The sequence below is a fragment of the Streptomyces sp. IBSBF 3136 genome (genome assembly GCF_036815105.1).
Lineage (GTDB): Bacteria > Actinomycetota > Actinomycetes > Streptomycetales > Streptomycetaceae > Streptomyces.
The window spans coordinates 22847-34641 of record NZ_JAJSZC010000068.1; the positions used below are offsets into that span (position 1 = coordinate 22847).

Genomic DNA, 11795 nt, shown 5'->3' on the forward strand with positions numbered 1-11795 from the left:
GCGTCGAAGGCACGCGGCGCGAGGGCGGGTGCGGCAAGGTCGCGTCGGCACGTCAGGCGTGCGGGCGGGGCGGGCCCCGGGCCGTGGGGCCCGGTCGGCTCCGGGGAGCACCGGCGCACCACAGCTTGCGGCGGGCCGCCCGGTCGCCGCTCGGCAGCGCGCGGGACGCACGGCGAAAGGCCCCGCCCGGTTTCCCGGACGGGGCCTCGCCTCACACGTCGGGCGGTTACCCCAGCAGCGCGGGGATGGTGCCCTCGTGCGCCTCGCGCAGCTCGTCGAGGGTCAGCGAGAACTCGCCCTGCACCTCGACCGAGTCGCCGTCCACGACACCGATGCGGGTGACCGGCAGGCCCCGGGCACCGCACATGTCGTTGAAGCGGACCTCCTCCGAGCGGGGCACCGCGACGACCGCGCGGCCGGCCGACTCGGACAGCAGGAAGGTGAAGGCGTCCAGGCCGTCGGGGACGACCAGACGCGCGCCCTTGCCGCCGAGCAGCGCCGACTCCACGACCGCCTGGACCAGGCCGCCGTCGGAGAGGTCGTGCGCGGAGTCGATCATGCCGTCGCGGGAGGCGGAGATCAGGATCTCGGCCAGCAGCCGCTCGCGCTCCAGGTCGACCTTCGGGGGCAGACCGCCGAGGTGGTCGTGGACCACCTGGGACCAGGCCGAACCGCCGAACTCCTCACGGGTCTCGCCGAGGAGGTAGAGCAGCTGGCCCTCCTCCTGGAAGGCGACCGGCGTGCGGCGCGCGACATCGTCGATGACACCGAGCACGGCGACCACCGGCGTCGGGTGGATGGCCGCGTCGCCCGTCTGGTTGTAGAGCGAGACGTTGCCGCCGGTGACCGGGGTGCCGAGCTGGAGGCAGCCGTCCGCGAGACCGCGCACGGCCTCCGCGAACTGCCACATGACCGCCGGGTCCTCGGGGGAGCCGAAGTTCAGGCAGTCGGAGACCGCCAGGGGCTTCGCACCGGTGGTGGCGACGTTGCGGTACGCCTCCGCCAGCGCGAGCTGCGCGCCGGTGTACGGGTCCAGCTTGGCGTAGCGGCCGTTGCCGTCGGTCGCGATCGCGACGCCGAGCCCGGTCTCCTCGTCCACGCGGATCATGCCGGAGTCCTCCGGCTGGGCGAGGACGGTGTTGCCCTGCACGAAGTGGTCGTACTGCGAGGTGATCCACTTCTTGGACGCCTGGTTCGGGGACGCGACCAGCTTGAGGACCTGGTCCTTCAGCTCCTCGCTCGACGCGGGCCGCGGCAGCTTGCCCGCGTCGTCGGCCTGGAGGGCGTCCTGCCACTCGGGGCGGGCGTAAGGGCGCTCGTAGACCGGGCCCTCGTGCGCCACCGTGCGCGGGTCGACGTCTACGATCTTGCCGCCGTGCCAGAAGATCTCCAGCCGGTCGCCGTCGGTCACCTCACCGATGACGGTGGCGATGACGTCCCACTTGGCGCAGATCTCCAGGAACCGGTCGACCTTCTCCGGCTCGACGACCGCGCACATGCGCTCCTGCGACTCGCTCATGAGGATCTCCTCGGGCGAGAGCGTGGAGTCGCGCAGCGGGACGTCGTCCAGGGTGACGCGCATGCCGCCGGAGCCGTTGGAGGCCAGCTCGGAGGTGGCGCAGGACAGGCCGGCCGCACCGAGATCCTGGATGCCGACGACCAGCTTCTCCTGGAAGGCCTCCAGGGTGCACTCGATGAGGAGCTTCTCCTGGAAGGGGTCGCCCACCTGGACCGCGGGACGCTTCGAGGGCTTGGCGTCGTCGAAGGTCTCGGAGGCCAGGATCGAGGCGCCGCCGATGCCGTCGCCGCCCGTGCGGGCGCCGTACAGGACGACCTTGTTGCCGGCGCCGGACGCCTTGGCCAGGTGGATGTCCTCGTGCCGCATGACGCCGATGGCGCCGGCGTTGACCAGCGGGTTGCCCTGGTAGCAGGCGTCGAAGACGACCTCGCCGCCGATGTTGGGCAGGCCAAGGCAGTTGCCGTAGCCACCGATGCCGGCCACGACGCCCGGCAGGACGCGCTTGGTGTCGGGGTGGTCGGCCGCGCCGAAGCGCAGCGGGTCCACCACGGCGACCGGGCGGGCGCCCATCGCGATGATGTCGCGGACGATGCCGCCGACACCCGTGGCCGCGCCCTGGTAGGGCTCGACGTACGACGGGTGGTTGTGCGACTCGACCTTGAAGGTGACCGCGTAGCCCTGGCCGACGTCCACCACGCCCGCGTTCTCGCCGATGCCGACGAGCATGGCGTCCGACTGCGGGGCCTTCTCGCCGAACTGGCGCAGGTGGACCTTGGAGGACTTGTACGAGCAGTGCTCGGACCACATGACCGAGTACATGGCGAGTTCGGCGCCGGTCGGGCGGCGGCCGAGGATCTCCACCACCCGCTCGTACTCGCCCTTCTTCAGACCGAGTTCGGCCCAGGGCAGCTCGACGTCGGGGGTCGCGGCCGCGTGCTCGACCGTGTCCAGAGGCGTCCGGCTCATGCGTTGACCAGCTTCTTGAGGATCGAGGTGAAGAAGGGGAGGCCGTCGGTACGGCCGGTACCGATCAGCGGCTCCACGGCGTGCTCGGGGTGCGGCATGAGGCCGACGACGTTCCCGGCCTCGTTGGTGATGCCGGCGATGTCCCGCAGCGAGCCGTTCGGGTTGAAGTCGAGGTACCGGAAGACGACCCGGCCCTCCGCCTCCAGCTTGTCGAGCGTGTACTCGTCGGCGACGTACCGGCCGTCCATGTTCTTCAGCGGGATGTGGATCTCCTGGCCCTGGCGGTAGTCGCCGGTCCACGAGGTCTCCGCGTTCTCCACCCGCAGCTTCTGGTCGCGGCAGATGAAGTGGAGGTGGTCGTTGCCGAGCATGCCGCCCGGCAGGAGGTGGGCCTCGGTGAGGACCTGGAAGCCGTTGCAGATGCCGAGGACCGGAAGTCCGGCCTTCGCCTGCTCGATGACCGCCTCCATGACCGGCGAGAACCGGGAGATGGCGCCGGCCCGCAGATAGTCGCCGTAGGAGAAACCGCCGGGCAGCACCACGGCGTCGACCTGCTTGAGGTCCTTGTCCTTGTGCCAGAGGGCGACCGGTTCGGCGCCCGCGAGACGGATCGCGCGCTGCGTGTCCCGGTCGTCGAGGCTTCCCGGGAAAGTGACGACGCCAATACGAGCGGTCACTTCGCGGCCTCCGCGACTTCCGCCACCTCTTCCACCTTGACCGTGAAGTCCTCGATCACGGTGTTGGCGAGGAAGGATTCCGCAAGATCGTGGATGCGGGCGAGCGCGGCCTCGTCGACCGGCCCGTCAACTTCCAGTTCGAAACGCTTTCCCTGACGGACGTCCGAGATCCCGTCGAAACCCAGGCGCGGCAGCGCACGCTGGACCGCCTGGCCCTGGGGGTCGAGGATCTCCGGCTTGAGCATGACGTCGACTACGACGCGTGCCACTGGCACTCCCGATGTGTGGTGCTGAGCAGGTTCCTTCAGACTACCCGCACAAAATTTCTACGCGGGTAGAGTTGGAGGAAACTACGTGAGGCGCGTCACGATCGGGTGACGGGCGGGCGACTTCGCGAAAAGTTCTGGGAAAGTTCCACCGGTCCGTCCGTGGCGGCTATTGCACGGGGACACGCGGGCGGATTTAGTCGGGCTTCACTTTGCATTGCCGGGCACTGTACAAATGAATTGGCAATAGCCGATACTCGGCACGTCATCGCCGATGAGCTGTATCGACGTGCCGGACGAAGGGACCGATATTCGTGGCGCAAAAGGTCGTGGTCACTCTCTTTGACGACATCGACGGCTCGGAAGCGGCGGAAACGATCGCCTTCGGACTCGACGGCAAGTCGTACGAGATCGACCTGAACGAAACCAACGCCGGAAAACTGCGCAAGGCGCTCGCGCCCTACGTGGAGGCCGGCCGCAAGCGTTCCCGGTCGGGCAAGGCGTACAAGCAGACGGAGGTCGCTCCCGACCCCGCGGCCGTGCGCGCCTGGGCCCAGGCGAACAAGATGGACGTGCCGGCGCGCGGGCGCATCCCCAAGAAGGTCTACGAGGCGTTCAGCGCCGCGCAGTGAGGCCCGCGAAGGGGCGGCACCCGGGGCCCGTCAGCGGACCCCGGGTGCCGTGCAGTTGGCCGCGCCGGGAACCGACTTGCGCTACCCCCCTGCTGATCAGCTAATGTCTGGGACACGCCGAGGGGCGAGGCCGAAAGGCCGGATCCCACGGACCGTGCGGGTGTAGTTCAGTAGTAGAACATCCCCCTTCCAGGGGGAAGGCGCAGTGTGCAATTCCTGTCACCCGCTCTGGCACCGGTCAGAACCACTCTTGTGGATCAGGTAGGCTGGTGCTCGCACCGATCGGTGGGAGCCGGTCGGGGGCAGTGCGGACGTAGCTCAGTTGGTAGAGCGCAACCTTGCCAAGGTTGAGGTCGCGAGTTCGAGCCTCGTCGTCCGCTCGGGATGAGACCCCGGTCCAGTGGACCGGGGTCTTTTTCGTGCTCGCGGCAGGCGTCCGGCGTCTGACATTTGTCATGCCGGCCGATGACACCGCGCACTGCTGATCCGTCCGGCCCGGCGGGACGCTGAGGCCATGGACGACATGGGCAACGACGAACACGAGCACGTGATCGAGGTCATCGACCTCCGGCGTGTCTACGGGGGCGGCTTCGAGGCCGTGCGCGGGATCAGCTTCTCCGTCGCGCGCGGGGAGGTCTTCGCGCTGCTGGGCACCAACGGCGCGGGCAAGACGTCCACCGTCGAAGTGCTGGAGGGGCTCGCGCCGCCGTCCGGCGGCCGGGTCCGCGTCCTCGGCCACGACCCCTGCCGCGAGCGGTCCGCCGTGCGTCCGCGCACCGGAGTCATGCTCCAGGAAGGCGGCTTCCCCTCCGACCTGACCGTCGCCGAGACCGCCCGGATGTGGGCCGCCTGCACCAGCGGCGCCCGCCCCCAGGGCGAGGTGCTCGAACTGGTCGGCCTGGACGGCAGGACCGGCGTCCGGGTGCGGCAGCTGTCCGGCGGTGAGCGGCGGCGCCTGGACCTTGCGCTCGCGCTGCTCGGCGACCCCGAGGTGCTGTTCCTGGACGAGCCGACCACCGGACTCGACGCGGAAGGCCGCCGCGACACCTGGGCGTTGGTGCGGGGGCTGCGCGACGCCGGCACCACCGTGCTGCTCACCACGCACCACCTGGAGGAGGCGGAAGGTCTCGCCGACCGGCTCGCCATCCTGCACCGCGGGCGCATCGCCGCCTCGGGCACCCCCGCCGAGGTCACCGCCGGCCGGCCCTCCCGGATGTCCTTCGAACTGCCCGACGGCTACTTCCTCGGCGACCTGCCACCCCTCGCGGAACTCGGCGTCTGCGGACACGAACTCGACGGCAGGACCGTGCGGCTGCGCACCCGGGACCTTCAGCGCACGGCCACCGCCGTGCTGGCCTGGGCCGGGCGGGCCGGGGTCGAACTGCGCGGCCTCGACGCGCGCTCCGCCTCCCTGGAGGAGGCCTTCCTCGGCATCGCGCGCGACCGGGCGGCCGCGGCATGAGCGGCCTCACGAGCGGTCTCGCGACGGCACCGGCGGGCCGCAGGCTGCGGGCGCTCGCCCGCGCCGAACTCGCCCTCCTCGGCCGCAACCGCAGCGTCGTCCTCACCGCGCTCCTCGTGCCGCTCGCGCTGCCCTTCAGCCTGCGGCCGGCCCTCGGCCAACTGGACGTGGGCGAACAGGGGCTGACGCCCGGAGCGGTGATGGCGACGGCCGCGATCGGCTTCTCCTTCCTCTTCGCCGTCTACTCCGCCCTGGTCAACGCCTACGTCGCCCGCCGCGAGGAACTCGTCCTCAAGCGGCTGCGCACCGGCGAACCCACCGACACCGAGATCCTGACCGGCACCGCCCTGCCCGCCGTCGGCCTCGGGCTCGCCCAGGCGCTGCTGCTGTGCGCCGCGTGCGCGGTGCTGCCGCACACCGGCGCGCCCAGAGCGCCGTACCTGATCCCGCTGGGGCTGGTGGCGGGGCTCGTGCTCAGCGCCGCGCTGGCCGCGCTCACCGCCTCCTTCACCCGGAGCGTGGAGAGCGGGCAGATCACCGCCCTGCCGCTGGTGCTCGTCTCCATGCTCGGCTCCGGAATCGCGGTCCCCACCGAGGTCCTGCCCCACCGGCTCGCCTCCGTCTGCGCGTTCCTCCCGCTGTCCCCCGCGGTCCGGCTGGTCCGCGCGGGCTGGACCGGCCGGCTCGACGCGCCGGAGGTGCTGGTGACGGTGGCGGCCGCGCTGGCCTGGACCGTCGTGGCGGTGTTTGCTGTACGGCGGTGGTTCCGCTGGGAACCGCGGCGGTGAGCGGGCGGTCAGGGGGGCACATGCTCGGGCGGGTTCGAGGGTGGCACCGGCGGCACTGGCGAGACCGGAGCAAGGCCGAGCGGGTCGAACTGCAGAGCCTGGCCACCTGGCACGGCAGCATCTGGGTGTTCCCGCTCGGCTGGCTGCTGCTGCCGATGGTGGGCGGACTCGCCCACCGGCCGGTGGCGGTGGCGCTCGGCATGCTGCTGGTCGCCGTGGTCGTCCTGCAGTGCGCGGCCGCGAGCCGGTGGTTGCGCCCGGCGCTCGACCACTACCTCGGGCGCGCCGCACTGCCCCCGCGCGCCCTGCGCGGTCCCGCCGTTCTGCTCGGCCTGGCGCTCGCGGTGATCGTGGCACTCGCCTCCGTCGGCGGCTTCGACCCGGTCGCCACCCGGCTGGCGGTCGGCGCCGCGCTCATGTCCTTCGGACTGCCGTACGCGCTCACCGTGTCCGTGCGGGCCTTCCTGCGGCGGGCCGCGGGCCTGGCGGCCCTGATCCTGGCGGCCTTCGCGATCGTCCGCCCGAGCGCGCCCGGCCTGTTCGCCACGGCGGTGGTGACCGCCTTCGGCGCCGCCTTCTCTTTGACCGCCGCCCGCTGCGGCGCCTGGACCCTGTCCGTGCTGTGGGAGGCGGAACGCGCCCGGGAGATCGAGGCCCGGCTCGCCGTCGCGGAGGAGCGGCTGCGCTTCGGGCGGGACCTCCACGACGTGCTGGGGCGCAACCTGTCCGTCATCTCCCTCAAGAGCGAACTGGCCGTGCAACTGGCCCGGCGCGGACGGCCGGAGGCCGTGGAGCAGATGATCGAGGTGCAGCGCATCGCGCAGCAGTCCCAGCGGGAGGTACGGGACGTCGTACGCGGCTACCGCGAGGCCGACCTCGGCGTGGAACTCGCGGGCGCCGAGGGCGTGTTGAGCGCCGCGGGGATCGCCTGCGAGGTGCGCGCCGACACCGCCGGGCTGCCCGCCCGGGTGCAGTCGGCGCTGGGCTGGGTGGTGCGTGAGGCGGCCACCAACGTGCTGCGGCACGGCGACGCGGGACGGTGCTCCGTGGAACTGGCGGTGCTTGAGGGACGGGTGGTGCTGGCGGTGGAGAACGACGGGGCGGCGGAGAACGACGGAGCGACGGAGCCGGCGGCGGGCGACGGCTCGGGACTCGCCGGGCTGCGGGAACGCCTGACCGCCGTGGCCGGGACACTGGAGGCGGGCCCGGTCGGCAAGGGCAGGTTCCGGCTGGTGGCCGAGGTGCCCTTGGGGCGGGAAGCGAGTGAAGTCCTCTCATGAGTGGTCCGGTACGGCTCCTGCTCGCCGACGACGAGCATCTGATCCGGGGCGCGCTGACCGCCCTGCTCTCCCTGGAGGACGACCTGCTGGTGGTCGCGGAGGCGGCCAGCGGCCCGGAGGCCCTGGCGATGGCCCGGGCCCACACGCCCGACGTGGCCGTGCTCGACCTCCAGATGCCCGGCGCCGACGGTGTGAAGGTCGCCACATCCCTGCGCACCGAACTGCCCGGCTGCCAGGTGCTGATCGTCACCGGCCACGGCCGGCCCGGGCACCTGAAGCGGGCGCTCGCCGCCGGTGTGCGGGGATTCGTCCCGAAGACGGTCAGCGCCCAGCGGCTCGCGGAGATCATCCGGACGGTGCACGCGGGAAACCGTTACGTCGACCCGGAGTTGGCCGCCGACGCGATCTCCGCCGGGGACTCACCGCTGACTGCGCGGGAGGCCGAGGTGCTGGAGCTGGCCGCCGACGGAGCGCCGGTCACGGAGATCGCCGAGCGGGCCGCGCTGTCGCCCGGGACCGTGCGGAACTACCTCTCCTCGGCCGTGACGAAACTCGGTGCGGGAAACCGTCATGCGGCAGTGCGTCTCGCACGCGAGCGAGGTTGGGTATAGTTGCTCTCGCGCCACGGCGCAGTGCGGACGTAGCTCAGTTGGTAGAGCGCAACCTTGCCAAGGTTGAGGTCGCGAGTTCGAGCCTCGTCGTCCGCTCCACGGAGAAGGCCCCCGGTTCCCACCGGGGGCCTTCCGCGTCTCTACGCCCAGCGCATGCCCGTCAGCCGCTCGTACGCCTCCACGTACTTGGCGCGGGTCGCCTCCACGACCTCGCCGGGCAGCGCCGGCGGGGGCTGCTCGCTCCCGCGGTCCCAGCCGGACGCGGCGGAGGTCAGCCAGTCCCGGACGTACTGCTTGTCGTACGAGGGCTGCGCGCGGCCCGGCTGCCACTGGTCGGCCGGCCAGAAGCGGGAGGAGTCCGGGGTGAGCACCTCGTCGGCGAGGACGAGCGTGTCGCCGTCGAAGCCGAACTCGAACTTGGTGTCGGCCAGGATGATCCCGCGGTCCCGGGCGATGTCCCGGGCCCGCGCGTAGACCGCGAGGGTGGCCTGGCGCAGTTCGGCGGCGGTGTCGGCGCCGACCTGGCGGGCGACCTCCTCGTAGGAGACGTTCTCGTCGTGCTCGCCGACCTCGGCCTTGGTGGCCGGGGTGAAGATCGGGGCGGGCAGTTCCGAACCGTCGACCAGACCCTCGGGCAGGGCGAGGCCGCAGACGGTGCGGGACTCCCGGTACTCCGCCAGGCCGGAGCCGGTGAGGTAGCCGCGCGCCACGCACTCCACCGGGACCATTCGCAGCGACTTGCACACGAGCGTACGGCCCGCCCAGTCGGCGGGGGCGCCCTCGGGCAGTTCGGTGCTGAGGACGTGATTCGGAGCCAGGTCACGGAGCTGGTCGAACCACCACAGGGAGAGCTGGGTGAGGACGCGGCCCTTGTCGGGGATCTCCGTGGGCAGCACCCAGTCGTAGGCGGACATGCGGTCGCTGGCGACCATCACGAGGTCGCCCGCCTCGTTCCGGTACAACTCGCGCACCTTTCCGGTGTGCAGGTGCACCAGGCCCGGAACCTGGATCGGCTCGGGCTTTTCTACGAATCCGGACACGGTTCCTCCCCGTGGTTCTGTCCAATGCCTCGATTCTCCCGTATGCCGGTGATCGGGGTGTGGCCAGGGGTCAGTCCCGTTTGCAGATGCGGTCCAGCAGGTTCGCCGTGGCCCGCTGGATGCGCGGGTCCACGTGGCCGGGGCGGTCCAGGGCCGGGGACCAGGCGAAGGTGCCCGAGGCGAACACCCAGGCGCCGGAGGGGGCGCGGTAGAGGGAGGTCTCCTGGTGCCGCGGGGCGCCGTCGTTGTCCGTGTAGGGGGAGTGGGCGAGCAGCACGCGCTCCTCGTGCTCGGGCAGCGGGGTGCGCGGGAAGTAGCGGTCCGCCTCGCCGGCGACCAGTCCGTCGATCGGGTCGCCCTCGTGCGCGCCGGCCGCGTCCCACAGCCAGTGGCCGGCGTTGCGCACGATCATCGGATGCGGCTCGGGGACCCGGCCCGCGTACTGGATGCCGACGACCTGCTGCTCGGGCCGGTCGATCTCGCGCCACAGCACCGGCCGTCCGGGGCCCCTGCGCTTGCGGCAGGTCAGCAGCCGGTCGGGCACGCCGGACGGGGAGGGGCCCAGCTCCACCTGCCAGTACATGGTGTTCGCGGAGAGGAAGACCAGCGAGGTGCCGCGGTCCCGGGCGTCCTCGACGGCGCGCCGCATCGGCACCGACCAGTACTCGTCGTGGCCGGGGAAGACCAGGCCGCGGTACCGGGTGGGGTCGACGCGGCCCGCGTGCAGGTCGCGGGCGTCGGCGTAGGCGAGGTCGTAGCCGTAGCGCTCGGCCCAGCGGATGAAGTCGTAGGCGTGCCCCACGTGCAGGGGCAGGCCCGCGCCCGCGTACGGGCGGTCGAAGGAGACCGTGGTGGCCGCGTCGGCCTCGCCCAGCAGGCTGCCCTTCTCGTCCCAGGCGTGGTAGAGGCTGGCGCCGGTCCGGCCGTCCTCCGGGTAGAGGTTGTACGCCTGCCAGGTGATGTCGGGCAGCAGCAGGAGCAGGTCGGCCGGGTGGTCGTCGCGGACCGTGAAGGGCACGTGGGAGCGGTAGCCGTCGGCGGTGGTGAGGACGGCCACGTAGGCCCCGACGCTCCAGTGGGAGGGCACCTGGAGGCGCCAGGACAGCCACCAGTGGTGGCAGGAGACCGTGCGGTCGGCGGCCAGCGGCTGGGGCTGGACGATGCCGGAGAGCCGGGGACTGGTGGTGATCTTCGCGGCGCCGTCGCCGCCGTAGTGGCCGATCCGGTAGATGTCCACGCCGAACTGCTGGGGCGGGTCGACGGTGATGTGGAAGTCGATCGCCTCACCGGGCGAGACCGCTCCGGTGGAGGTGAAGCCCTTGATCTGGCGGCGCACGTCGTCCGCCGAGCGCGGTCCCGAGCCGGACGAGCGCGGCGCGGGCACCCGCGGCCGCTCGCCCGTGGGCTGCTGCGGGCTCGGGTCGACGTACCACGGCACGACGTGGCCCGTGTCGTCGAAGTACGTCTCACTGCCGCGCAGCCAGGGGACGGGGCCCTGGCCGAAGGGGTCCGTGACGGCGTGCGCGAGTGCTCCGGACTCCCAGCGGCGGATGTGGTCCGAGGCCATGGTCGCTCCCCTCCCTCATGTCCCCCGTGTCCCTGGACGGTGGTGCTCGGTGCTGCTCGGCAGGCGCTCGGTCGCGCTGTCGTATGTCGCGTGCCTTTGCCATGTGCGCGGTCGGTCCCAGCACATCACATAACGCACGGGGACGGTCACTATTCGTTGCGAATTGACCTGAAGTGGAAGAAGGTTTTCCGGTAGTCGCGCCGGGCTCGTCACGGTCGGCACGACGCCGGCGGGCTCGGGCGGGGTCCGGCGGCGGCCGATGTCAGACGAGCCGGACCGGCTTCTCGGGCCGTATCCCGGACGCGGCCAGCCAGTCGCGCAGCGGGCCCGGATCCCCTTCCTCGATCAGTCTGAGCACCTTGGGCGCGAGGTCGGCGGCCCGCTCGCCGCCCAGCACCAGGGAGGGGCCGTCGAGCCAGTCGAGGCCGGGAGCGGCGCCGGCCGTGTCGACGGCGGCGCAGCAGACCATCGCGGTCAGATGGTCGGCGAGGAGCTCGCGGGCGCCGCGCGGGGGCTGGAGCGGGAACAACGGAAGTGAACCGTCGTCCCACAGCGCACTGTCCGGAATCAGCCCGCTGGCCGTGGCCCCCCTCGGCGCGGCGATCTCCTCCCGCGCCAGCTCCGCACTGAGCCCGGCGGCCAGGGCGGCACTCCGCTCGGTACTCGGGTCGGCGTACTCGTCGGGGTCAAGGGCCGGGTGGGAGGCGTCGGCCGTCCCCGGGGCGACGGGCTCGGCCTGATTCGCGGCGGCTTCCGTACGGGCGGCGTCGACCGCTTCCGGGAGGCTCCCGTCGACCGCTCGCAGACCGCTCCCGTCGACCGGTTCCGGGTGCGTCGGGCCGGCCGGTTCCGGAAGGACCTCGTCCTCCGGTCGTGGGAGGGCTCGGGGGGCCGCTGCCGGCACGGGCTGGTCACCCCGTTCCGGGTGGTCGGGTTCCGTGAGGTGGTCCAGGACGCGGGCCAGGGTGGGGCCGTCGGAGCCCGGGG

At 72.1% G+C, this 11795-nt stretch carries 10 protein-coding genes, 3 tRNA genes and 1 pseudogene; 8 read left to right on the forward strand and 6 right to left on the reverse strand.

Annotated features, from left to right (window positions below):
• Positions 1–226 precede the first annotated feature (226 nt).
• Genes purL through purS form a run of 3 tightly spaced genes read right to left on the reverse strand, consistent with a single transcriptional unit; the run spans position 227 to position 3431 of the window.
• The gene (gene purL, locus V7E45_RS17115) at positions 227–2485 is read right to left on the reverse strand and encodes a phosphoribosylformylglycinamidine synthase subunit PurL (RefSeq protein ID WP_333775036.1); all 2259 of its coding nucleotides are present in this window, start codon (positions 2483–2485) and stop codon (positions 227–229) included.
• Positions 2482–3162, reverse strand: a complete 681-nt coding sequence (gene purQ / locus V7E45_RS17120) for a phosphoribosylformylglycinamidine synthase subunit PurQ (RefSeq protein WP_333775037.1) — start codon at positions 3160–3162, stop codon at positions 2482–2484. The genes purL and purQ overlap by 4 nt, the downstream gene beginning before the upstream one ends.
• Positions 3159–3431: a phosphoribosylformylglycinamidine synthase subunit PurS gene (gene purS, locus V7E45_RS17125; RefSeq protein ID WP_319149923.1), complete on the reverse strand. Its 273-nt coding sequence runs from the start codon at positions 3429–3431 to the stop codon at positions 3159–3161. The genes purQ and purS overlap by 4 nt, the downstream gene beginning before the upstream one ends.
• 311 nt (positions 3432–3742) lie before the next feature.
• On the opposite strand from purS, the gene V7E45_RS17130 reads away from it, so the two are divergent.
• The 8 genes from V7E45_RS17130 to V7E45_RS17165 all read left to right on the forward strand — a co-directional run bounded on the left by V7E45_RS17130 (position 3743) and on the right by V7E45_RS17165 (position 8300).
• Positions 3743–4060, forward strand: a complete 318-nt coding sequence (locus V7E45_RS17130; protein ID WP_199211126.1) for a histone-like nucleoid-structuring protein Lsr2 — start codon at positions 3743–3745, stop codon at positions 4058–4060.
• Positions 4061–4216: 156 nt separating this feature from the next.
• A tRNA-Gly gene (locus V7E45_RS17135) sits at positions 4217–4288 on the forward strand.
• A gap of 79 nt (positions 4289–4367) precedes the next feature.
• A tRNA-Gly gene (locus V7E45_RS17140) sits at positions 4368–4440 on the forward strand.
• Between the two features lie 143 nt (positions 4441–4583).
• Positions 4584–5522, forward strand: coding sequence for an ABC transporter ATP-binding protein (locus tag V7E45_RS17145; RefSeq protein WP_333775043.1), 939 nt, complete (start codon positions 4584–4586; stop codon positions 5520–5522).
• Positions 5519–6310, forward strand: coding sequence for an ABC transporter permease (locus V7E45_RS17150; protein ID WP_333775038.1), 792 nt, complete (start codon positions 5519–5521; stop codon positions 6308–6310). Before V7E45_RS17145 ends, V7E45_RS17150 begins: the two co-directional genes overlap by 4 nt.
• Positions 6311–6330: 20 nt before the next feature.
• The gene (locus V7E45_RS17155) at positions 6331–7590 is read left to right on the forward strand and encodes a sensor histidine kinase (protein WP_333775039.1); all 1260 of its coding nucleotides are present in this window, start codon (positions 6331–6333) and stop codon (positions 7588–7590) included.
• Positions 7587–8201, forward strand: a complete 615-nt coding sequence (locus V7E45_RS17160) for a response regulator transcription factor (protein ID WP_333775040.1) — start codon at positions 7587–7589, stop codon at positions 8199–8201. The genes V7E45_RS17155 and V7E45_RS17160 overlap by 4 nt, the downstream gene beginning before the upstream one ends.
• Before the next feature lie 23 nt (positions 8202–8224).
• A tRNA-Gly gene (locus tag V7E45_RS17165) sits at positions 8225–8300 on the forward strand.
• Positions 8301–8341: 41 nt separating this feature from the next.
• Here V7E45_RS17165 and V7E45_RS17170 read toward each other — a convergent pair.
• The 3 genes and pseudogenes from V7E45_RS17170 to V7E45_RS17180 all read right to left on the reverse strand — a co-directional run.
• Entirely contained in the window at positions 8342–9241 is a 900-nt protein-coding gene (locus V7E45_RS17170; RefSeq protein WP_333775041.1) for a phosphoribosylaminoimidazolesuccinocarboxamide synthase, read from the reverse strand.
• A 70-nt stretch (positions 9242–9311) separates the two neighbouring features.
• Positions 9312–10808, reverse strand: coding sequence for a N,N-dimethylformamidase beta subunit family domain-containing protein (locus tag V7E45_RS17175; RefSeq protein ID WP_333775042.1), 1497 nt, complete (start codon positions 10806–10808; stop codon positions 9312–9314).
• Positions 10809–11070: 262 nt separating this feature from the next.
• A pseudogene (locus tag V7E45_RS17180) lies at positions 11071–11795 on the reverse strand (hypothetical protein); the annotation flags it as partial.